Source organism: Micropruina sp. (genome assembly GCF_027492755.1).
In the GTDB taxonomy this organism is placed as follows: Bacteria; Actinomycetota; Actinomycetes; order Propionibacteriales; family Propionibacteriaceae; genus Micropruina.
Window position 1 is genome coordinate 19,830 of record NZ_JAPUED010000107.1, and the last position, 21,618, is coordinate 41,447.

Annotated in this window: 18 protein-coding genes and 1 pseudogene; 2 read left to right on the forward strand and 17 right to left on the reverse strand. The window is 69.5% G+C overall.

All coding sequences use genetic code 11. From position 1 onward, the window contains the following. Positions 1-13: 13 nt before the first annotated feature. Positions 14-937 (reverse strand): DUF2182 domain-containing protein, encoded by a 924-nt coding sequence (locus tag Q0066_RS07375; RefSeq protein ID WP_298131602.1) that lies wholly within the window; start codon positions 935-937, stop codon positions 14-16. Further along, positions 934-2,361, reverse strand: a complete 1,428-nt coding sequence (locus Q0066_RS07380; RefSeq protein ID WP_298131604.1) for a tyrosinase family protein — start codon at positions 2,359-2,361, stop codon at positions 934-936. Before Q0066_RS07380 ends, Q0066_RS07375 begins: the two co-directional genes overlap by 4 nt. 333 nt (positions 2,362-2,694) lie before the next feature. Here Q0066_RS07380 and argS point away from each other — a divergent pair, with 333 nt between their 5' ends. Continuing rightward, a complete protein-coding gene (gene argS / locus Q0066_RS07385; protein WP_298131606.1) occupies positions 2,695-4,338 on the forward strand; it encodes an arginine--tRNA ligase in 1,644 nt (547 codons plus the stop codon). Positions 4,339-4,516: 178 nt separating this feature from the next. Here the strand turns inward: argS and Q0066_RS07390 are convergent, their stop codons facing one another. The 12 genes and pseudogenes from Q0066_RS07390 to ppgK all read right to left on the reverse strand — a co-directional run bounded on the left by Q0066_RS07390 (position 4,517) and on the right by ppgK (position 17,938). Next, complete coding sequence (locus tag Q0066_RS07390; RefSeq protein WP_298131608.1) at positions 4,517-5,545, reverse strand: hypothetical protein; 1,029 nt, start codon at positions 5,543-5,545, stop codon at positions 4,517-4,519. Continuing rightward, positions 5,542-6,054 (reverse strand): SigE family RNA polymerase sigma factor, encoded by a 513-nt coding sequence (locus Q0066_RS07395; protein WP_298131609.1) that lies wholly within the window; start codon positions 6,052-6,054, stop codon positions 5,542-5,544. Before Q0066_RS07395 ends, Q0066_RS07390 begins: the two co-directional genes overlap by 4 nt. Before the next feature lie 182 nt (positions 6,055-6,236). Beyond that, a complete protein-coding gene (locus Q0066_RS07400; protein WP_298131611.1) occupies positions 6,237-9,512 on the reverse strand; it encodes a lantibiotic dehydratase in 3,276 nt (1,091 codons plus the stop codon). Further along, a complete protein-coding gene (locus Q0066_RS07405) occupies positions 9,485-10,912 on the reverse strand; it encodes a lanthionine synthetase C family protein (RefSeq protein ID WP_298131613.1) in 1,428 nt (475 codons plus the stop codon). Before Q0066_RS07405 ends, Q0066_RS07400 begins: the two co-directional genes overlap by 28 nt. A 72-nt stretch (positions 10,913-10,984) precedes the next feature. After that, positions 10,985-11,836, reverse strand: coding sequence for a hypothetical protein (locus tag Q0066_RS07410; RefSeq protein ID WP_298131615.1), 852 nt, complete (start codon positions 11,834-11,836; stop codon positions 10,985-10,987). Positions 11,837-11,867: 31 nt separating this feature from the next. Next, positions 11,868-12,770 carry a hypothetical protein gene (locus Q0066_RS07415; RefSeq protein WP_298131617.1) on the reverse strand — a complete coding sequence of 301 codons (903 nt, stop codon included), beginning with the start codon at positions 12,768-12,770 and terminating at the stop codon, positions 11,868-11,870. Positions 12,771-12,785: 15 nt separating this feature from the next. Beyond that, positions 12,786-13,583, reverse strand: coding sequence for a hypothetical protein (locus Q0066_RS07420; RefSeq protein WP_298131619.1), 798 nt, complete (start codon positions 13,581-13,583; stop codon positions 12,786-12,788). Positions 13,584-13,831: 248 nt separating this feature from the next. Then, complete coding sequence (locus tag Q0066_RS07425; RefSeq protein ID WP_298131621.1) at positions 13,832-14,689, reverse strand: aldehyde dehydrogenase family protein; 858 nt, start codon at positions 14,687-14,689, stop codon at positions 13,832-13,834. Then, positions 14,686-15,030, reverse strand: coding sequence for an aldehyde dehydrogenase family protein (locus Q0066_RS07430; RefSeq protein WP_366521505.1), 345 nt, complete (start codon positions 15,028-15,030; stop codon positions 14,686-14,688). Before Q0066_RS07430 ends, Q0066_RS07425 begins: the two co-directional genes overlap by 4 nt. Before the next feature lie 83 nt (positions 15,031-15,113). Next, a pseudogene (locus tag Q0066_RS07435) lies at positions 15,114-16,115 on the reverse strand (aldehyde dehydrogenase family protein); the annotation flags it as partial. Between the two features lie 13 nt (positions 16,116-16,128). Beyond that, a complete protein-coding gene (deoC, locus tag Q0066_RS07440; protein ID WP_298131623.1) occupies positions 16,129-17,079 on the reverse strand; it encodes a deoxyribose-phosphate aldolase in 951 nt (316 codons plus the stop codon). 100 nt (positions 17,080-17,179) lie between these two features. Then, positions 17,180-17,938 carry a polyphosphate--glucose phosphotransferase gene (gene ppgK / locus Q0066_RS07445; RefSeq protein WP_298131625.1) on the reverse strand — a complete coding sequence of 253 codons (759 nt, stop codon included), beginning with the start codon at positions 17,936-17,938 and terminating at the stop codon, positions 17,180-17,182. A gap of 251 nt (positions 17,939-18,189) precedes the next feature. Here ppgK and galE point away from each other — a divergent pair, with 251 nt between their 5' ends. Then, complete coding sequence (gene galE, locus Q0066_RS07450) at positions 18,190-19,155, forward strand: UDP-glucose 4-epimerase GalE (protein WP_298131627.1); 966 nt, start codon at positions 18,190-18,192, stop codon at positions 19,153-19,155. A gap of 230 nt (positions 19,156-19,385) precedes the next feature. Here galE and Q0066_RS07455 read toward each other — a convergent pair whose 3' ends face one another. The 3 genes from Q0066_RS07455 to Q0066_RS07465 form a co-directional block, all read right to left on the reverse strand. Next, entirely contained in the window at positions 19,386-20,900 is a 1,515-nt protein-coding gene (locus tag Q0066_RS07455; protein ID WP_298131629.1) for a PH domain-containing protein, read from the reverse strand. Beyond that, positions 20,897-21,388, reverse strand: a complete 492-nt coding sequence (locus Q0066_RS07460; RefSeq protein WP_298131631.1) for a PH domain-containing protein — start codon at positions 21,386-21,388, stop codon at positions 20,897-20,899. Before Q0066_RS07460 ends, Q0066_RS07455 begins: the two co-directional genes overlap by 4 nt. A gap of 5 nt (positions 21,389-21,393) precedes the next feature. Continuing rightward, positions 21,394-21,618 (reverse strand): hypothetical protein (locus tag Q0066_RS07465; RefSeq protein ID WP_298131632.1); only part of this gene is annotated, 225 nt, incomplete at its 5' end.

The window sequence follows — 21,618 nt, forward strand, 5'->3', positions numbered from 1 at the left end:
GTCGAGGCCGAGCCTATGCGGCGTCCAGGATCGCCATGCCTGCGACCGCCAGCCCGGACGCCAGCCAGCCGAGCGCGACCAGGGCCCGCCATTGCTCCGGACGGGTCAGCAGCTTCTGGGCTGCCATCACGATTGCGAGGGCCAGGGTCGCCCACCACGGGTGTCCGGCGAGCATCAGCACCACCATCGCCGGTCCGCTGACCAGCAGGCAGACGACGCCGTGCCGCAGTCCGTACTCGACCGCGGCCGCATCGGCGGAGGGCCCCGCGAAGCCGACCGGCATGGTGCGGCAGCAGCCGCGCAGCGCACGCCGCTTGATCGGGGTCAGCTCCCAGGCCCCGGCCGCCAGCACCAGGACCGTCAGCGCGGACGCCGGAACCGGCCCGGGCATCACCGCTAGCAGCATGCCCGGCCCCAGCCATGCCGCGAGATAGCCGAGGGTGAACAGCGCGAGGGTGCGCTGACGGCGAGCGCGCCGGGTGTTGAAACCGAGGTAGCGCAGATGCGGGACCGTGGTGGGCAGCATCATCGCGATCACCATCAGCAGCCAGCTGAGCAGCTGGGCATCGATCGGGTGCGGGTGGGCGGTGGTGCCGTCTGAGGTATGGTGGTGGCTGGATGGCAGCGCGCCCGCCGGCTCGAACCAGTCGAGGGCCAGGGCGAGTGCCACCCAGGCGGTTGCGGCGAGCAACATGGCCAGCCATTCGGGGTGTCGGTCCAGTCGGCTGCGGAAATGCTGACGCCAGGAGGGGGTCTCGACAAGCTCGACCAACGGTGGATCGGTGAGCTTGGCCGGTGGGAGTTCGGTGGGCGGTTGGGTCTCGACAGGCTCGACCGGCGGTGGATCGGTGAGCTTGGCCGGCAGTGGCTTGGCGGGCGGCTTGGTCTCGACAGGCCGGGCCGACGGCTCGGTGAGCTTGGTCGGCAGGACGGTCATTGGATCAGCAGCGCGATGGTGCCGATCACCACCTCGGGCTCGGGCGGGGCGTCCTCGGCGATGGGATTGACCGGGGCGAGGGTGGCGCGGAACTGCTCGGCGTCCCAACGGTCCTCGGCGTCCAGCCGCTGCACGACCGCGGTGATGTCGAACTGGTAGCTGAGTTCGTGCTCGGCGTCCGGCTGTTGTGATTCGAGCAGGCCGAACAGGGGCAGCGTGCCGACCAACACAGGTTCGCCGCTGGTGGGGTGCAGGAAGACGCCCCATTCGGCGCTGGGCAGCCGGTCGGCACGGATGTGTTCGACCGACACCAGGAACCGCTGGGCGGCCCGGGTGGTCGGCGCGTCGGTGGGGAAACTGACCTCGGTGGCGTCCTCGGTGAGTCGCACCGGTGTCTCGGCCGCCCCGACCCGTTGCGGTGGACGGCGATCGCGCGGTCGTTCCGGGCCGCGGTCGGGAGTGGGCATCTGTCCTCCTGCGCCCGCCGAGGCGGGGATCGAGGTGTCGGCGTAGCTGTAGCCGAGGTTGGCCAGGTTCAACACACTGCCGCAGGTCGGCTCGATGCGCAGGCCGGAGGCGTCCAGGAACTCGAAACTGCGGTCGACGAAACGGCTTCCGGCCGGGTCGAGACCGATGCCGGTGTTGCCGCGCCATACTTCCCACAGCCGGTCGAGGTTGGCGTGATGCAACCAGAAGATGGCGTCGCCGGCGGCCTGGTTGAAGTCGCTCATCTTGCCGGTCGGCCCGCCGACGAAGACGTGCACCGAGCCGTGCGGGGTGATCTCCAGCGGTCCGGGAATGGCGTTCGGGGCGCCGGCATGGTTGAAGCCGGTCTCGGTGCCGGCGAACGCGGGGTCGAACTGGCTCGAATAGGGAGTCGCGAAGAACCACCCGGCTGCTGTGGTCTGGGCGGGCTGCAGCCGGGCCAGCCGCGGTTCGGGCTCACCGCGGAACCGGACGGGTGAGTTCACGCCAAGGTCGCGGGCCGGGTCGAACAGTGGGTTCGGGGAACCGTCGTCAAGGGTCGGGGCGCGGAACGCGGGCGGCAGCGAGCTGGATTCGGGACGGTCGTAGTCCCAGTAGGGGAGTGCCCAGGTGGCCTTGGTCTCGTCGTCCACCTCGTCGGATTCGGCGATGATCGAGCGGCAGATCGCTTCGAACGCGTGGAGGTACATCCGATGCCAGGGCAGGAAGTACCAGCAGAAGTGCTGACAGGTGTTGCGCAGCCCGTCGTTCGGGTCGGGAAACATGCCGTGCACCTGGGTGTGGTGGCTCCACCAACGATGCTGCGGGCCGCTGTTGCGCTTCAACTCCCGGACGGCCACCGCATAGGCGGCGATGATCGGATGCGTCGGCGCGCCCTCGGGCTGCAGCGTGTAGACGTCCTGACGAACGAGGGCTTCGGCCTGAGGCGGTGTGAGCATGGCTCCTCCAGGGGGCGGTGTCCGTCCGATCCTGCCAAGGCTGCAGCGGCGGCGACAGGGGTAGTTCTGCCACCGGCCGAGGGCCTATCCGCGATTCGTCTGAAATCGACCCCAGAGTGGTGGCTGTGTCGAGAGTTCTCAGGCGGTACTGAGTTCATCGAGACCCCGACTCTGGGGTCGATATCAGAACACTTTTGGACTTGCCACGCCGGATGACCGGCGCGAGAGCCGGCCAGAATGGGTCGTGGCAGTCGCGAGATGACGGTGTGCCGAGCAGCCGGGCATCGACCGACGGGTGGCCCGTTTCGACAAGCCCCGCCCGGCGGCGGGAAGATGGATGACGTGCTTTCCCTGCCCGTGTTGCTGACCGAACGTTTCCAGGCCGTCACCGGGGTCGATCCGGAGCTCCGTCCGGCTACCAAGCCGCAGTTCGGGCACTTCCAGTCGAACGTGGCGCTGCGCCTGGCGAAGGCCGAAGGCAAGCCGCCGCGCGAGATCGCCCAACGGATCGTCGCCGAGGCCGACGTCGCCGACCTGTGCGAGCCGCTCGAGGTGGCCGGCCCGGGCTTCATCAACATTCGGCTGCGCTCCGATGTGCTGGCCGGGGTGGTGACCGGCATCCTGCGCGACCCGGACGGCGTCATCGAGCAGACCACCGACCCGCAGCGGGTGGTGATCGACTACTCGGCGCCCAACGTCGCCAAGCCGATGCACGTCGGCAACCTGCGTTCCACGATCATCGGGGACTGCTTCGCCCGGGTGCTGCGCGCCCAGGGCCACACGGTGATCGCGCAGAACCACATCGGCGACTGGGGCACCCAGTTCGGCATGCTGGTCGAGCAGATCCTGTTCGAGGGCATCGACGCCGACACCCTCGACCTGGCCTCCTCGGTGGCGCTCTACCGGCGTGCCCAGGAGCACTTCCGCTCCGACGAGGCTTTCGCGGACGCCGCCCGTCGCCGGGTGGTGGCGCTGCAGTCCGGTGACGGGCAGACCCGGGCGATCTGGCGGTCGCTGATCGAGGTCTCCAAGACCGGCTTCAACGCGGCCTACCGCCGGCTCGGGGTGCTGCTCACCGACGACGATCTGGCCGGCGAGTCGATCTACAACGACCTGCTTGCCGGTGTCGCCGACGACCTGGCCGCGGCAGGCATCGCCGTGGTCGACCAGGGCGCGTTGGTCGTTTTCGTGCCCGGCGACGACGCGCCGTTGATCGTCCGCAAGTCCGACGGCGGTTACGGCTATGCCGCCACCGACCTGGCTGCCGTCCGCTACCGGTTCGGCACGCTGGACGCCAACCGCTGCATCTACGTGGTCGGCTCGCCCCAGGCGCACCACTTCTCGCAGGTGTTCGCGGTGTCCCGGATGGCCGGTTGGGTGCCCGAGGGCGGCGTGCTGGAGCACGTCGGCTTCGGTTCGGTGCTCGGTCCGGACGGCAAGATGTTCAAGACCCGCGACGGCAAGACCGTCACCCTCGACACCCTGCTCGACCTGGCCGAGGACGTCGCCGCGCCGGAGATCGCGATGGCGGCGGTGAAGTACGCCGACCTGTCCACCTCGCTGCACAAGGACTACGTCTTCGACGCCGACCGGATGACAGCCACCACCGGCAACACCGGCCCCTACCTGCAGTACGCCCACGCCCGGGTGAGCGGCATCCTGCGCAAGGCCGAAGCGGAAGGCTGGGCCTCCGACGGCGTCACCGTCCTGGACGATCCGGCCGAGCAGACGCTGGCCCTGCTGCTGTCCCGTTTCGGTGAGGTGGTCGCCGAGGTCGCGACCGGACTGCAGCCGCACAAGCTGTGCACCTACCTGTTCGACACCGCCACCGCGCTGAGCACCTTCTACGAGCGCTGCCCGGTGCTGAAGAGCGAAGGTGAGGTGCGGACGTCCCGACTGGCGATCTGCGCTGCCACCCGGACGGTGCTCGCCAAGGGACTCGACCTGCTCGGGATTGTGGCGCCCGACCGGATGTAGACCTCTCCTCTGGAGGGTTGAGCTTGTCGAAACCCGGTCTCGATGGAGAAGGGGTCTCGACAAGCTCGACCAGCGGTGGGGGCGACAGGCTCTCGACCAACGGCCGGGCTCGCTCAACGAGGGTCTCGACAAGCTCGACCAACGGTGGGCTCGATCAGCGGTGAGGTTTCGGACGGGACTAGATCCCTGTACGTGGTGTGTAGGTCACCCGCTTGCCGGTGCCATCGGTGTAGCTGATGGAGCGCACCAGGCGATGTTTGGAGGAGTCGTAGGACACCTCTTGGTCGGCCAGGACGAAGTACCAGGCGGTGCCGTCCGCCATGGTGCCGACGGTCCAGCGCGCCTTCTCAGTCGGCGTGATGGTGACGGCCGAGGCGTCCGCGGGGAGCTTGCCGATCGAGGCGCGCCGTCCCGAAAGGGAGGTCCGCACATCGACCTTGTCGGGACGCCGCGCAGGCTGGGCTGCCCAGTAATCACCGGCCGCGTTGAACACGCCCCAGACGTCGTCCTGTGTGTCACGGAAGACGGTGAAAGTGGTGCCGTCGACGGCCAGATCGAGGCGGGGTAGTACCTCGTCGGGGGCGGTCCGCGCCAGGCCGTCCGACCCTATCCAGACGAGGCGGCCCGTCGCGTCCTTGGTGCCGGAGAGCCAGGTCGCGGTCAAAGTGAAGCCGGTCTGTGCGTCGGCCCAGTGCCGCACATCACCCCAGACGTGACCGACGGTCTGCACCGCGCGCACCACGTCGGGAATCAACCTGACCTCGAGGTGATCGTGCACCCGAACGGTGAAGAACTGGCTAGGCGGGGCGACGTAGCTGTGGTGAGTGGTTGCAGCGGGCCGACCCTCGACCTCGTCGGTCACGGTGATCAGCACTTGAGTAGCAGAGCTCTCGGCGCGGACCGTGACCGTATGGTGCGCCGCCGGATCGCCCCCCGTGAAGCCGAACACGCCGGTCGTTGTGCCCGACCGCACCATCGCGCTGGCCAGTGGCGCCGGCTGCACAGTGACCGGACGCGGAGCGAGTGCGAACCAGCCCAGTAGGCCGGCGGTGGTCACGGCCGCGCACGCCGCCACCAACTGGCGGATGCTTCGCTGCCGGTGACGACCCTCGACCAGGGCGATCACGTCCATCGCCCGGACGTTCGGGTCGGCCTCTTCGGCGAGTTCACGCAGGCCGTCACGCAGCCTGTCCTCGGCGATCCTCATGACAGGTCTCCTTCCCTCATTGGGGCGTATCGGGCGCGCATGCCGGCCAGTGCCCGCGAGCAGGCGGACTTGACCGCACCCACGCTGATGCCCAGGCATTCCGCGGTCTGCGCCTCGGTGTAGTCGTCGAAATAGCGCAACACGACGATGCTGCGCTGCCGTGGGGTGAGGGTGGCGAGCATCCGTGCCACCTCGTCGCGGTCGCTGACCCGATCATGGGGCCATTCGCCGGACGGCGGATCCGCCCATTCGGCCGGGACCGGACGGCGCCGGCGCCGGTGGTCGATGCTGAGGTTGACCAGCACCCGGCGGGCATAGCCGGTCGCATCCTCCAGCCGGACACGCTCCCAGGCGGCATAAGTCCTGGTCAACGCCTCTTGGACGAGTTCATCGGCGAGATCCTGACTGCCGGTCAGCAGGTACGCCGTCCGGCCCAGATAGGCCGACGACGACGTCACGAAGGCGGTGAACTCCGCCTCCCGGCGCGACCGTGCGCCCATCCCGACCATGCACTCTCCTCCATCGACTACCACTCTCTACGCAGGAGCGCGCCGAATGGTTGCTCGTCGGCGAGAAAGAAGAGAGAAAGAAGGAAGGAAGTGGCGGTCGTGGTCTGCGCCGGGTTGTCGCGCGCAGCCCGTCTTGCGCTCATCGCCACCGCAATCGGGTGATGCGGTTCAGATCGCTGCCCTCAGCCGGACAGCAACAGTCCGCGCTCGGTGCGCAGCAGCAACTGGATCAGGTGCGGCTCGGAGGGATGCCCGGGGCCGACCATCCGGTTGTGGTGCATGTGCACCAGGCTCGGCAGGATTCCGGCCACCGATCCGTCCAGGTCGCCGGTCCGCTCCGCCGCGGCGAGAGCCAGGCCGTACGGCGTGACCGACGTCCGCAACGTCTGGAGCGCGTCGGCCAGTGGCCCATGCGCCGGTTCGCCGCTCAGCAGGGCACGCAGCCGGGTCTTGCGTTCCCGGTAATCGGCCCCGGCGGCGCGGCCGACCTGCGGGTCGTCGACCAAGGCGGCCTGCGTCTCGTAGAAGGTCACCCGCTGGGCCCGGTCCAGCCCGAGCCCCGCCAGCATCACCGCGGTCGACGCGACCAGGGCATCGGTGAGCGGCTGGCCGGGCAGGCTGAGTAGCCGGCGGACGGCGACACTGTCGGCATGGAAGAGGTCCTCGCACAGCTCCAGCCCGCGCAGTCCGCCATAGCGCTCGAGTTCGCGGTCGTAGCTGTCCAGCGCGAGCCGCGAGATCCGGCCTGCTTCCAGCAGTTGACCGGCGAAATCGCTCACCTGGGGCAGCAGGTGCCGCAGCAGCAGATCGGGCTCGCCCTGCCAGCGGATCCGCAGATGCGGCTCGGGATCGCTGTACCGCAGGAAGAACCAGCGCCTGGCGAGCCCGGAATTCTCAGCCATCTCGATCAGGTCGACGAGGTGGGTGGTCAGCAATGGCGTGAGTTGCTCGTAGGGGGCGTAGAACTTGGCGAACAGCCAGTCGCCGCCGGGCAACCGGATCCGTTCGCGGACACTGACCGGGTGCGCAGTCGGATGGACGCCGCGGATCGGTTCCACGGCCTGGACGGGGAACGCGGCGGGCGTCCGAGCGGGATCGTTCGAGGGTTGGCGGACCAGCGAGATCACCAATTCGGTCAGGTAGTGGCCATCCGGGCCGGGCAGCCAGGCGTCCCCGATGTCCGGCAGCGCCTCCTCCAGCCGCAGCGTGCCGCCGGAGTTCTTGAACTCGCGCCGCAACTGCTCGCGGTCGTCGGCCTGGGTGAGATCCAGCAGCAGCCGGTTGTCGGCCACGGTGACGTAGACCCGGTCGGGCAACCCCCAGCGTCGGCGGGCCGTCTCGAGTGCGGACGTCACCGCGGCCTGTTCGGCGCCCTGCGACGGCGTCCAGCCGGGCGTGCTGAGTAGCCAACGGGCCGGGGCCAGCACCGTTCGTCCGACCTGGACGCGGGGGAGCACCGGCAGCGACTGCGCCGGCCCCCAATCGAAGGCCGAGAACTCGGCGGGTAGATGCTGGCCGACGGCGTCCAGGAACTGGCACACCGGTGGCGCGCCGTGGTGGTTCAGCATGTGCCGCGCGGTCGGACGGAGCCGCACCCCCAGGCTGGCCGACCGCAGGTAGAGTCGCGCGCCGTCGTGGCCGACCAGCAGATCGGACAGTCCCAGCTGATGTTCGGCGCTGCCGCGTCCGCTGACCACGATCTCGTGCTGGGCGACCGTCGGCCGGAGCACCACATTCGCGGATCGGGGCGTGGCCGGCAGATACACCACCTCGGCGGCAACCGTGTCGGGCTCGGCTGCGGTCTCCGCGCGGTCCAGCCAGTCGTAGAAGGCGTCGCCGGCGGAACCGAACAGGTCGGCGAACCGGCCCAGCCAGCGTCCGGCCGAACCGGCGCCCAGATTCGGGCCGAGCACCAGGGTGAACGCGCCGGCATCCACCGCGGCGGCGTCCGTGGCCAGCAGGAACGCCGACACATCCAGCGACAGTGGGGCATCGGCCGCGTTGCCGGGGGAGAGCTGCCGTCCGGTCGCCCCGGCCGGCCAGCCGCTGAGGGCGGCGACGATGTCGGTGTCCAAGATGACGTTGCGCCGCTCGTCCCGCAGCGCCTCCAGAGCCAGGCCCATCAGCGCCTCGGAGCGCCGCGCCTGGGTGCCCGGCTCAAGACCGGACGCCGCACCATGGGTGTGTGGCATCGCGCCGAGTCCGCGGACCGGATCGAACACCTCGGCCAGCGGCACCTCGTGGTCCGCCCCCCACCGAGCGAGAAATCGCCGTCCGTAGCCGGCCAGGTCGCCGCCCACCGACGGACCGGGGCCCACTCGCAGCAGCACCTCGACGGCCTGGGCACACTCGCGGCCCACCTCCGCGGACAGGCCGCGTCCGTCGAGTCCACGAGCGAGATCGGTCTGGAAAGTCTCGGGGTGGTCATGCAGGACGCGCGCTCGCTCGGTGACTTGGGCGAACACACCGGACGGGGCGTCCGGCCGTCCGGACGCCCCGCGATCACCGATCATCGATCCGCGGGGTTGACCGTCGGCGGCGGCGATGGCGGCGGTCAGCTCGGCGGCGGACTCGGCCAGCGACGCATCGGCCCGGCCGATCAGTGCTCGGGCGTCGGCGCCGGAGGTCGCCGCCTCCCCGGTGAGGGCGGGTGCCAGGTCGCTGTGCAACAGGCCCGCCCGGATCAGCTGCTCCAGCAGGCCGGCCACCTGGTCGGGGGTTCCGCCGGAGCCGGCGCCCACCCGTTCGACCAACTCGTCGTAGGCGATCCATGATTCGGCCGCCGCGATCGCCAGGCGGGCCGGCTCAGTGGCCCTGACGGAGCCCCCGGTCTGGGTCAGCAACCGGTCGCCCACCTCGGTGATCAGCGGGTCGGCCCGCCAACGCAGCCGGGAACGGACGTCCGGGCGGTGCTCGGCGGCGGCCAGCATGCCGCGCAGCCAGCCCATGTCGGGCCGGGTTCTGGTGCGGTCGCCAGCGGCGAGGCGCAAGTCGGTCCCGGGCGCCCAATCGGCCAGCGACACCGCCGCGAACGCCCCGTACGGGGTGGGCCGGGTGGTCATCCGGATCAGGTAGCGGGCCAGGCTGGTGCGGGTCCGGGCCGCCTCCTTGGGATCGGGGTCGGAGCGCCGCGCCTTCTCCAGCAGGGTCGGGCTGCCGATGGCCAGTGCCCGGACGACGCGGGGGTCGTCCAACGCCTCGGACGGCTCGCGCACCCACGGCAGTCGCTCGATCGGAAGCAGCGGCGTCCGGACCGTGACCCAGGGCACGACCCGGTACAGGGCGGTGCTTGCGGGCGCCGCCGTGGGGACCGGGCCGGATCGGTTCAGCAGTTGGTCCTCGCCGTTGGCACGCGGATCGGACGGGCCGAACGGCGGATCCTCGTGATACGCCAGTCCCTCCGGCGGACCGAAGGAACCGTCCCCGCGGTTCAGGACAGCGCGAACATCCGGTCCCATGTCGGCTCCACGTCGCTCGAGGCACTCAGCAGTGCCAGGCTGACCCCGGCCGCCCCGTCCAGGACGCCGGGCTGATCGACCTTGTTGTCGCCGGGTTCCATGTTGGCGATGCCCATCGGACGGTCCGGTTCGGCGGCGTCCAGGATCTGCCGGGTCAGCGCGGACGCCGCCTCGGCGAAGAGCGGCAAACCGGTGTCGTGGTGGAACCGCAGGGTGATCTGCAGCAGCCCGGCCACTCCGTGGCAGAAGGTGGGGGAGTCGATGCCGCGCCGCTCGACCGGACGCCGGTACACGGCGGCCATCGCCTCGATCGCCAGGTTGCGCAGGTCGGAACGATCCAGCGTCCGGCCGGCCAGGAACAGCGCCCGAGCGGCACCCGGGGTTCCGTAGCACCAGGCGTCCCGGCCGACATCGTGCACGGGCAACTCGGCCAGGCCGCCCGGGCCGTGCACCAGCGGCACCACCGTCTCCCAGCCGGGCCCGTCATCGCCCAGGGTGACGTGAGCGGCCAGCCACCCGGCCAGCTGGGTCGTCGCCTCCACGGCGTCCTGGGCGCCGAGACCGCAGTCCACGGCCAGCGCCAGCGCGGCGAGCGGCCCGGGGATGCCGTGGGCCAGGCCGAGGTTGATGTTGCCGGCCGGGTAGTAGGCCCGCTGCTCATCGTCGAACAGGCATTCCGGCGGGGTGTACCAGCCGGGGGGCGATCCGGCGTCCAGAGCCAGCGCGGTCAACGCCCGGACGACGAACGGCGCCACCGGACGCGCGGACCGGCCGGCGTGCGGCAGCGCGCACAGCAGGACTCCGGCCAGTCCCGAGATCTGGTCGAAGGTGCTCACCGGCATGCCGCGCCGGCCCCGGATCCCGGCCGCCGTGGTCAGCGCGTCGTGGGCGATGACGCCGTCCAGTGCAGCGAGCGGTTGGGTCAGGTCGGGGTCGTCCAGCCGGCGCCCGACGAAGGCGATCCCGGACGAGCCGCTGACCGACCCCATCGGCGGACGGTAGCCGTACCGCAACGCCGCCGCGGTGGACGCCGCCCAGCTGCGAGCCCGGATGGCCCAGTCTGCACCGGTGTCCACCTCGGCGAGCGCGCCGCACAACAGCGCCTGACCAAGATCACCCTGGGCGATCGAGGTAGGTGCCCAGTGCAGTGCCCGTGGGAAATTCGTCTGCTGGTCGCACAACTGATTGGCGGTGGCCACGCCGTCCGGATCGGTGCATCGTTCCGCCAGCAGCAGCGCCGCGTCACGGGCCCGGGAGGCCAGCTCGGCCGGCAGCGGTGAGCGCCATGCCGCTTCCGGCGTGAGTCGATAGTGCTGGATCAGCCGGTGGGTGCGCACCGGTGCCGTGCCTGCGGGGACGGCGCCGCCCTCGTCGCCGTCCGACATCGGTCCATCCTTCATGACACCGCACCTTCGTCGCGGCGCGGCTTCATCGCGCCGTCGCGCTCGTCCACACGCGTGCCCACCGCCGGCTCACCCGACCTGGCACTTCAGCGTGGGACAGATCCTCTGGCTGAGACATCCGGCATCCACGGTGACCGGACAGTTCCAGTTGCACGCGGTGATCCTGCAGGTGAGGCACGTCGCGTTGCCGACGGTGTGCCAACAAGCCGCGTTGAGGCAGGTTTCGCAGGTGCCGAGATCGCCAGTGACCGGGATGACGCAGCCCGGCTGATGACAGGTTTGACAGGTGGCCTGATCGCAGGTTTGACAGGTGGCCTGACCACAGGTCTGACAGGTGGCTTGGTTGTTGCAGGTCTGGCAGGTCGTGCCGAAGCAGGTCAGGCAGGTTCCGTTGCCGCAGGTCTGGCATTGGGTGAACCAGCAGGTGGGCGTGTTCGTCGGTAGGCAGCGGGGGCCGCAGGTGCCGTCGACGGTCGGTAGCTGGCACCCGAGCGGCGTCTCCGGAAGGGTCAGAGTCAGGTCCGTGACGGTGTCGGTGGGGTCGGTCTGATCCGGGAGGAATCCCCCCTGCAGCCCTGCCCGGGCGTCGATGTTGAATGCGTCGGACGCCGCGGCTGGCCGCGAGTGGACGTAGGCCACCTGGGCGTCCCGGTTCAGGGCCACCCGGGTGGCATCCAGTCCGACGAAGGGCGGCTGGTCCGGCGAGACCGACTCGACGGTCAGCACGTCCTCGGTGCGGAACTCGACGTAGTAGTCCAGCGAGGTGTTGAGGTAGAGCCGGCGGTAGCCGTCCCGGTCGCTGTCGCCGAGCAGACCGGAGAGTTCGAAGGAGGCCGGAGCAGGCGTCCCCGGGTCGTTGATCCGGGAGGCCACGAACGGGTCGGGAGGACGGCCTTCGATGCCGCTGTCGTTGTCGGCCATGGGGCTCTCCTCTCGGTTTCCTGGTGAGGGTTCAGGCGCGGACGATGCACCAGGCCGGGTCGCTGACCGGGCAGCCACAGGTGCTGAACTGGCAGGTGTTGCAGGTATCGCAGGTGACCCAACACGTCTGCGCGCAGGTGTTCACACAGGTGTCGGAGCAGGTGCTGGCACAGGTGGCGTCGCAGGTGCCCCGGCAGCTCACGCAGGTGCCCAGACAGGTGTCCCAGCACGTCGAGCAGGTGTCATCGCAGGTGCCGAGACAGCTGGCGCAAGTGGCAGTCTCCACGCAGCCGGGGTCGCAGGTAAGTCGCTGACAGGTCTGGCAGGTGCCGGGCATGGTGGCGCACCGCGGTCCCTGGCAGGTCTGGCAGGTGCCGCCGATACAGCTGACGCAGGTGCCCTGATCGCAGGTGGCGCAGGTGGCCTGGTTGCAGGTGGCACAGGTGCGGCCGCCCTGGGTGGGCCATTGCCCGAAGGTTCCGCCGCCGGGGTTGCCTCGGCCGCCCTGGCAAGGGTCGAAATCGGACTGGCCGAAGTGCACCGTGACACCGATGCACTGGGCCTCCCAGGTTTCCACGAACGGTGGCAGGACGATCGCGTCCGACACCTCCAGGGCGAATGCGTCGCTCGACGGGACCGCGCGCCGCACCCAGTCAAGGGTGGCACCGCCGTTCAGGGTGACCCGGGTGGCGTCCAGGCCCGGGAAGGGAACATCGCCCGGGGCAACGTCGTCGACGGCGACCACGTCGTCGGTGCGAAACTCGACGAAGTAGTCCAGTTGGGTGGTCAGATACAGGCGGCGGCAGCCGGCACGATCGCTGTCTCCGAGCAGCCCGGCCAGGGTGACGACATCGCGGCGCGGACCGCCGGCGACCGTCCGATTGCGGACGAACGGATCCTCGGGGCGGTTCACCAGGTCGCCTGGATCAACCATGGTCGGTCCTCCTGTTCAGAAGCAGCGACAGGTGTTGCAGTGGGTTTGCAGCACCGTCGGGCAGCGGCCGACGGTTTCGCAGAGGCCAGGATTGCGGGTGACCTGACATGCCGGCCCGCAGGTCGCGCCGCAGCCGGTAGGACAGGTGGCACAGGTGCCGGCGCAGGTCGCCGCACAGGTGTTGGCACACGTGGCCGCGCAGGTGTTGCCGCAGGTGACGTTCTGGGTCGGACAGTCACAGGTACGGCAGGTGTCTGCGCGGCGGCAGGTCTGGCAGGTGCCGCGGCAGGTATCGCAGGTTCGGCAGGTGGTGCCCTGGGTCTCCCGGCAGGTCAGCGGCTTGCACACTGTCCATCCGCTCGGGCAGTCGTTCGCGGTGGGGCATCCGATGTCGGTCGGGCAGCCGCCCCAGGACGGGCCTGGACACTCGGCCTCCCAGGTCTCGGCCTGTTGCATCAGCGGCCGTGCCTGCGACGTGAGTGGCTGGACGGCGAACGGATCGCCGCTCACTGTTGCGGTCCGGACGTAGTCGAGCTGAGCGTCGCGGACGATGGTGAGCCGGGTGGCGTCCAGGCCCTGGAATGGTGGCTGGTCGGGGCCGACGTCCTCGACGGTCAGGACGTCCTCGGCGCGCACCTCCACCCAGTAGTCGAGCCGGGTGTTCAGGTACAGCCTGCGCCGGCCCGGACGATCGCTGTCGCCCAGCAGGCCGACCAGGGTGAGCGCCGGCGGCGGGCCGGCTTTCGGATCACTGATGCGTGCGGCGACGAAGGGGTCGGGCGGGCGCTTGGCGATGTCGTCGTTCTCGGCCATGATGGGACCTCGATCCGAGCCAGGGGTGGCTTCGATTTATCGTGCCTCCTGGTCCGAGGATCCGGCCATGCGCAGAATTGCGCAAGCCTGCACCAGATCACCCCCGGTGTTCGTCACCCCGGCCGGCGTGCTCGTCATTCCCGGTGCGCGTCATCACGGCTGGCACTGTTCGTCACCCGGCTGGCGGCGTGCTCGTCACCCCGGTGTTCGTCATCCCGGCGAACGCCGGGATCTCCGCGGCCGGCGGCTCAGAGCCCCATCGGGTGCCAGACCGTCTTGATCTCCAGGAAACGGGTCATCCGGTCGAGTTCCGGTGTGGCGGCCAGGTCCTCAACACCCCGACGGCGTACCCGTTTCAGGTTGTCGGCGGCGGCGATCTCCAGGTCGCGGGCCAGGTCGGCGTCCGTCACCCCGGTCAGGTCGAGGCCGTTGACGTCCATGTGGGACGCCAGCCACGGGCCGATCTCGGCGGCGTCCCCGGTCAGGATGTTCACCACCCCGCCCGGCACGTCGGACGTCGCCAGCACCTCGGCGAAGGTGATCGCCACCAGCGGCGCGGGCTGCGAGGCGACCACCACACAGGTGTTGCCGAGCGCGATCAGCGGCGCCACCACCGACACCAGCCCGAGCAGCGGGGACTGCGGCGCGAGCACCGCGACCACCCCGGTCGGTTCCGGCGTCGACAGGTTGAAGTACGGCCCGGCAACGGGGTTCGCGGCACCGTCCACCTGGGCGATCTTGTCCGTCCAGCCGGCGTACCAGACCAGCCGGTCGATCGCGGCGTCCACCTCGGTGCGGGCTTCGGCCGGCTTGGCTCCGACAGCGGCGACGATCTCGGCCTCGAACTGAGCCCGCCGCGACTCCAGCACCTCGGCGATCCGGTAGACCACCTGGCCGCGGTTGTACGCCGTCCGCGACGACCAGCCGCCGAACGCGGAACGGGCCGCCTTCACCGCGTCCCGGGCGTCCTTGCGCGAGGCTTTGGCCGCATTCGCCAGCAGGGCACCGGAGGCGTCGTTGACCAAATAGGTGCGGCCTGATTCCGAGCGTGGGAAGGCGCCGCCGATGTACAGCTTGTAGGTCTTGCGGACGTCGGTGCGGCTCACTGCAGGTACCCTTCCAGCCCGTGCCGGCCGCCCTCGCGGCCGTACCCCGACTCCTTGTAGCCGCCGAACGGGCTGGCCGGGTCGAAGCGGTTGAACGTATTGCTCCACACCACGCCGGCACGCAGCTGCGAAGCCATCCACAGGATCCGGGAGCCCTTCTCGGTCCAGATGCCCGCGGACAACCCGAACGGGGTGTTGTTGGCCTTCTCGACCGCCTCCTTCGGGGTGCGGAAGGTGAGCACCGACAACACCGGACCGAAGATCTCCTCGCGGGCGATCCGGTGCGCCTGGGAGACTCCGGTGAAGATCGTCGGTGCGAACCAGAACCCCTTGTCGGGCAGCGCGCAGGCCGGCGACCAGCGGCCCCCCCCTCGGCCTCGCCGATGTCGGAGAGCCGCCGGATCTTGGCCAGCTGCTCGGCCGAGTTGATCGCCCCGATGTCGGTGTTCTTGTCCAGCGGATCGCCCAGCCGCAGGGTGGCCATCCGGGCCTTCAGCTTGGCCAGCACCTCCTCAGCCACCGACTCCTGCACCAGCAGCCGAGAGCCGGCGCAGCAGACGTGGCCCTGGTTGAAGAAGATGCCGTTGACGATGCCCTCGACGGCCTGGTCGATCGGGGCGTCGTCGAAGACGATGTTGGCCGCCTTGCCGCCCAACTCCAGGGTGACCCGCTTGTCGGTACCGGCCACGGTGCGGGCGATCGACTTGCCGACCTCGGTGGATCCGGTGAACGCCACCTTGTCGATGTCGTGGTGGGCGATCAGGGCGCGTCCGGTCTCACCGGCCCCGGTGATGATGTTGACCACGCCCGGCGGCAGGTCGGCCTGCTGGCAGATCTCGGCGAACAGCAGCGCGGTCAGCGGGGTGGTCTCGGCGGGCTTGAGCACCACGGTGTTGCCGCAGGCCAGCGCCGGGGCGATCTTCCAGGACAGCATCAGCAGCGGGAAGTTCCACGGGATCACCTGCCCGGCCACCCCGAGCGGCTGCGGGTTGGGCCCGAAGCCGGCGTATTCCAGCTTGTCGGCCCAGCCTGCGTAGTAGAAGAAGTGGGCGGCCGCGGTGGGCACGTCGACGTCCCGGGACTCCTTGATCGGCTTGCCGTTGTCGATGGACTCCAACACCGCGAACTCGCGGGACCGTTCGGCCAGCAGCCGGGCGATCCGGAACAGGTATTTGCCGCGTTCGGCGCCGGACATCCGCGACCACGGACCGAAGGCCTTCCGGGCGGCTGCGACCGCGGCGTCCACGTCGGCCTCGGACGCCTCGCTCACCTCGGCCAACACCTCCTCGGTGGCCGGATTGACGGTGCTGAAGCCGTTGCCGCGGCCGTCGACGAAATCGCCGCCGATGAACAGCCCGTAGGCGGGTTTGATGTCGACGATCGAGCGCGATTCCGGCGCCGGGGCGTAGTCGAAGCTGATGCTCATGGGTGTCCCTGGGTCAGTCGAGAGTGAAGTAGTCGGGGCCGGAGTAGCGTCCGGTGGCCATCTTGGTGCGCTGCATCAGCAGGTCGTTCAGCAGCGTGGACGCCCCGAACCGGAACCAGTCCGGGCTCAGCCAGTCCGGCCCGGCGATCTCGTTCACCATCACCAGATACTTGATCGCGTCCTTGGAGCTGCGGATGCCGCCGGCCGGTTTCACCCCGACCTGACGTCCGGTGGCCAGCCGGAAGTCGCGGACGGCCTCCACCATCACCAGCGTCACCGGCAGGGTGGCCGCCGGCTGGATCTTTCCGGTCGAGGTCTTGATGAAGTGGGCGCCGGCCAGCATCGCCAGCCAGGACGCCCGGCGCACGTTGTCATAGGTCTGCAGCTCGCCGGTCTCGAAGATCACCTTCAGGTGTGCGCTGCCGCAGGCCTCGCGGACGGCGGCGATGTCCTCGAACACCTCCAGGTAGCGGCCGGACAGGAACGCGCCCCGGTCGATCACCATGTCGATCTCGTCGGCGCCGGCCGCTGCTGCCTCGGTGACGTCGGCCAGCCGGACGCGACGTGACGCCCGTCCGGACGGGAACGCGGTCGCCACCGCGGCCACCTTCACCTCGGAGCCCTGCAGCGCGTCCTTGGCGATGCCGACCATGTCGCCGTAGACACAGATCGCCGCGGTGTGCGGGCAGGACGGATCGGCCGGGTCGGGACGCATCGCCTTGCTGCACAGCGCCCGCACCTTGCCCGGGGTGTCCATGCCCTCCAGGGTGGTCAGGTCGACCATGCCGATGGCCAGATCGAGTGCCCACTGCTTCGCGGTGGTCTTGATCGACCGGCTGCCCAGGGACGCCGCCCGCTGGTCGGCGCCGACCTGATCGACGCCGGGCAGGCCGTGCAGGAAACGGCGCAGTGCCGCGTCCGAGGCCGTGACGTCGGCCAGGTTCGACTGCAGTGTCGTACTCACCCAGGCAGCATAGTGACCGGCTCAGACGGTTGTTCATCCGAGTCGTTCCGGGACGACGGCCTAAGTGGCATGACGGCCTGAGGGGACGGACCGGTGGGAATCAGCTCGCTTCCGCCGCCGCCAGCCAAGCGGCGCCCACAATCCCGGCCCGGTTCTGCAACTGAGCCGGGACGATCGGCGTCCGCAGCTTCAGTTGGGGCAGGAATTTGTCGGCCTTCTTGCTGATGCCGCCGCCGACCACCATCAGGTCGGGGGAGAACAAGAACTCAACCGTCTCGTAGTAGCGCTGCAGCCGCGGCACGTACTCGCTCCACTTCAGGCCCTCGCGCTCGCGCACGCTGGCCGCCGCCCGCTTCTCGGCGTCGTAGCCGTCGATCTCCAAGTGGCCGAGCTCGGAGTTCGGCACCAGCACACCGCGGTGGATGATCGCCGATCCGATGCCGGTGCCCAGCGTGGTGACGATGACCAGCCCGGGATGGCCCTTGGCTGCGCCGAAGCCGACCTCGGCGACACCGGCGGCGTCGGCATCGTTGACCAGCACGATGTCGCGTCCCAAGGCGTCCTCGAAGATCTGCTCGGCCGGGCAGTTCACCCAGGACTCGTGAATGTTCGCCGCCGAAATGGTGACGCCGTGTTGGACGATCGCCGGAATGGTGATGCCGATCGGTCCGTCGCCGAGTTGATCGGCGAAGTTCTCCACGATCTCGCCAACGATGGCCGCCACATTCGCCGGGGTCGATTCGGACGGCGTATCGATGCGCAACCGCTCTGTCGCGAAGTCACCGGCCGTCAGATCGACCAGGGCACCCTTGATGCCCGAGCCCCCGATGTCGATGCCGAGCGCAAAATTCGAAGTCATGACGGAACCCTAGAGGTTCCCCAGGTAGCCCTGTCGAGAGGACCGGCGCCGCCTGAGCAATCTCTTGGACACCTACCGTGAGCACAGGCTCACGCCCGTTCTCCGGTGACCAAGAGAACCGTCCCCACGGCCACTAGGGACGGTTCTTTCGGTCACCGGGGGCGGTTCTTCTGGTGACCTGAGGAGTCGTACCCCTCAGCGGATGAGCCACCCGGTTGGGCGAGCAGGGCGGGGTTTGCCAGACTGTGACCGTGAGTTCATGGTTGGTGACCGGCGGTGCCGGATATATCGGTGCCCACGTGGTGCGCGCCTTTGCTGCGGTCGGCATTACCCCGGTCGTCTATGACGACCTTTCCTCGGGCTTCGCCGGCTTCGTTCCCGACGGCGTGCCGTTCGTGCAGGGCGATGTCCTCGACGTCGAGACCCTGACCGAGACGCTGTCCGCGCACGATTGCGCGGGTGTGGTGCACGTCGCGGGCTTCAAGTACGCCGGGGTGTCGGTGAACCGGCCGTTGCACACCTACAACCAGAACGTCACCGGAATCGCCAAGGTGCTCGACGCGATGCACCGCGCCGGCGTGAACAAGATGGTGTTCTCGTCCAGCGCCGCCGTCTATGGCACGCCCGAAACCGAACTCGTCACCGAGGCGTCGCCCACCCGTCCGGAATCGCCCTACGGGGAGTCGAAACTGATCGGCGAGTGGCTGATCGCGGACGTGGCCCGCGCCTGGCCGGAGTTCGCCGGGGTCAGCTTGCGCTACTTCAACGTGGTCGGCTCGGCCAGCAACGAGGTCTACGACGCCAGCCCGCACAACCTGTTCCCGATCGTCCTCGAGGCGCTCATCGAAGGCCGGACGCCGAAGGTCAACGGCACCGACTACCCGACGCCGGACGGCAGCTGTGTGCGCGACTACGTCCACGTCGGCGACCTGGCGGTCTCGCATGTGGCGGCCGCCCAGGCACTGGAGGCGAAGCGCCCGCTGCGTCCGGCGTACAACCTGGGCAGCGGCGACGGACTCAGCGTGCTGCAGATCATGGACGCCATGCGCCGCGTCACCGGCATCGAGTTCACCCCTGAGGTGGGCCCGCGGCGTCCGGGCGACCCGGCCCGGATCGTCGCCGACGGCCAAGCCGCCGCCGCCGACCTGGACTGGCAGATGCGGCACACCGTGGACGACATGGTGCGCAGCGCCTGGGACGCCCGCCGCGCCCACTGACCACCCAAGCTCTCGTCGGTCGAGTTCGTCGAACAATCGGGGACGGTTCTTTTTCATTCGAAATTCGCACGCCGGGGGACAGACCTTGCCGCGAGAGAACCGTCCCCCAACGTTCGAACCACACCCCATTGCCGCGAGAGAACCGTCCCTTCGACGTGCGATTTTCGCATCCGGAAGAACCGTCCCCCAATGTTCGAAGCACCTCGGTGGTCGAGGTGGCTTCGATGGGGTCAGGCTTCGGGTGGCGTCCTCAGCAGGGTGCCCAGTCGCGCCGTCCGAGCTCGCGAGGTTTCCTCGAGCAGCAGGGTGCGGGCGAGGTCGGACGAGATGTTCCGGGCCGCGCTGGTGGCCAGGATCTGGGTGGTGTGGAAGCCGACGGTGGCCAGACCGAGCCGCCGCCTAATCGGACCCTGCTCGACCGCCAGGGACTGGACGCGGGCGTGCGGCACGATCATCTGCACCCGGGTGAACCAGCCGGCGCGGGTGAGCAGCACCGAGTCGTCGTAGCCCCAACCCACCCAGCGATGGCTGAACGGCTGCAGCCAGCGCGCCCGCTCGGGGGACGGCCGGACGTCGATGTCGTCGAGCCGCAGTCCCGGCCAGATGGTGCCGAGCACCAGTTCGACCTCGGCCTGGGTGCCGATCGGCAGCAGGATGCTGGTGGTGCCGGCCCGGTCCTCGTCGTGGGCCAGCCCGTGATTGCCCAGCACGGCCATGTCCACCCGGTACAGACCGAGCCGGCGCCACCACAGCGGCTGCGCGATCCGCAACGACTGAATGCGGTGGCGAGGCACCGACTGGCTGGTCAGGCTGGTCAGTCCGCGGGTGACCTTCAGACCCGGTCCGCTGCGCAGGAACGCGTAGTTCCACTGCCCGATGACCCGGTGCAGGATGAAGCTCCACAGGCCGCCGAGCGCCGGCAGCAGCACGCCGATCAACAGCCAGGGACTGATCGCCACCGCCTCGCGGCCGCGTTCGTCGAGGGCGAGCGCAATGCCGATCAGCAGCAGCGGCACCGTGACCAGCAGCAACTCGTGGGACAGCACCGCGCCCAGCACCAGACGCTGGGGCGGCACCCGCACCAACACCTCATCGGCCGCGCCGTGGTCGGTGAAGACACCGGTCTGGACGTGCTGGGCCAGCTCCACCGGACGGATGCCGTGAGCGCGGGCCAGTAGGTAGTCGCGCACCGCCGCCGCGCGGGTGCGCGAGAGATAGCGCAGCTTGTGTCCGCCCTCGGCGCCGACATCGATGGAGATCTCGGCCAGCCCGAGCAGCCGGGCGGCGAACGGCTCGGTGATGTCGACCGACTGAATGCGGTCGAATCGGATGCGTTGCGAGGTCTTGGTGAAGACCCCGGTCTCGATCCGCAACTCGCCGTGGTCGACGATGAAAGAGGTGGCCCGCCAGTCCAGGTAGGCGAAGCCGATCAGCACGAGCACGATCACCGCGCCGGCGGCGGTGAGCCAGGTGAGCGGTGGCAGCCGGAAGCCGTCGCCGTTGTTGAGCAACTCTCGGCCGACCGCCCAGGCCACCGCGACGACAAGCACCCAGGCGCGCACCAGCGGAGTCAGCGGGTGCGGCTTCTCGACCAGCTTGCCCTGGGTGCCGCTGGACGGCACCGAAACAGTGGGACTGTGGGCGCCGAACTCGGCAGCCCCGCGCACACCGCCGTCCGGGTCGGGTCGCCATCGCGACAGCCGAGGATCGGGGACGCCGGAGAACCGGCTCGGCGGAATGCTCACAGGCCGTCCTGGTCGCCGATACCGATCGCGGTCAACCGGTCGCGCAACTGCTCGGCCTCATCCCGCGGCAGCCCCGGGATCTTGGCGCCCGATTGCAGGCTCGCTGTCACCAATTCGACGCTGGCAAGGCCCAATGATCTGGTCAGAGGTCCGCTCTCCACCTTGACGGCCTGCATCCGGCCATAGGGAATGACCGTGAGCTCCCGGAACCACAGCCCATGGGTCAGATACAGATCCTCGTCGCGCTCGACATAACCCCAGGCCCGCACCCACCGAGCCAGCCGGAACCACTGCCACCCCGCCCAGATCAGGCCGACCAGGATCACCGCCGACCCCCAGCGCCAGTCGAGGAACAACCAGACCGGCACGGTGGCCACCCCGGTCATCACGGCCGTCGTCAGCAGCATCCGGACGCGCACCACCGTGGTGTAGGCGGGCGAGATCCGCAGCCATTCGTGCGCGGGCGGGGCGAACAGAGTGTCGTCCATGCAGTTCAGCTTAGGGATTCGCTAGTCAAGGCTTCTCCATCGTCATCGCGGGCTTGATCCGGGATCCCTCCCCACCTGAGATCCCGGGTCGAGGCCCGGATGACGTGAATGATCAGCGCCTTCTCAGGGAACAGCTGAATCTCGGCCGTCTCAGGGAACAGCTGAATCTCGGCCGTCTCAGGGAACAGCTGAATCTCGTCGGTCGAGCTTGTCGAGACCCCGCCGGCGAA

What these genes read in the sequence shown, in the direction of transcription:
- Q0066_RS07375 (WP_298131602.1), bottom strand. Translation starts at nt 937, where the DNA reads ATGACCGTCCTGCCGACCAAGCTCACCGAGCCGTCGGCCCGGCCTGTC.
- Q0066_RS07380 (WP_298131604.1), bottom strand. Translation starts at nt 2,361, where the DNA reads ATGCTCACACCGCCTCAGGCCGAAGCCCTCGTTCGTCAGGACGTCTAC.
- argS (WP_298131606.1), top strand. Translation starts at nt 2,695, where the DNA reads ATGGATGACGTGCTTTCCCTGCCCGTGTTGCTGACCGAACGTTTCCAG.
- Q0066_RS07390 (WP_298131608.1), bottom strand. Translation starts at nt 5,545, where the DNA reads ATGAGGATCGCCGAGGACAGGCTGCGTGACGGCCTGCGTGAACTCGCC.
- Q0066_RS07395 (WP_298131609.1), bottom strand. Translation starts at nt 6,054, where the DNA reads ATGGTCGGGATGGGCGCACGGTCGCGCCGGGAGGCGGAGTTCACCGCC.
- Q0066_RS07400 (WP_298131611.1), bottom strand. Translation starts at nt 9,512, where the DNA reads ATGGGACCGGATGTTCGCGCTGTCCTGAACCGCGGGGACGGTTCCTTC.
- Q0066_RS07405 (WP_298131613.1), bottom strand. Translation starts at nt 10,912, where the DNA reads ATGAAGGATGGACCGATGTCGGACGGCGACGAGGGCGGCGCCGTCCCC.
- Q0066_RS07410 (WP_298131615.1), bottom strand. Translation starts at nt 11,836, where the DNA reads ATGGCCGACAACGACAGCGGCATCGAAGGCCGTCCTCCCGACCCGTTC.
- Q0066_RS07415 (WP_298131617.1), bottom strand. Translation starts at nt 12,770, where the DNA reads ATGGTTGATCCAGGCGACCTGGTGAACCGCCCCGAGGATCCGTTCGTC.
- Q0066_RS07420 (WP_298131619.1), bottom strand. Translation starts at nt 13,583, where the DNA reads ATGGCCGAGAACGACGACATCGCCAAGCGCCCGCCCGACCCCTTCGTC.
- ppgK (WP_298131625.1), bottom strand. Translation starts at nt 17,938, where the DNA reads ATGACTTCGAATTTTGCGCTCGGCATCGACATCGGGGGCTCGGGCATC.
- Q0066_RS07460 (WP_298131631.1), bottom strand. Translation starts at nt 21,388, where the DNA reads ATGGACGACACTCTGTTCGCCCCGCCCGCGCACGAATGGCTGCGGATC.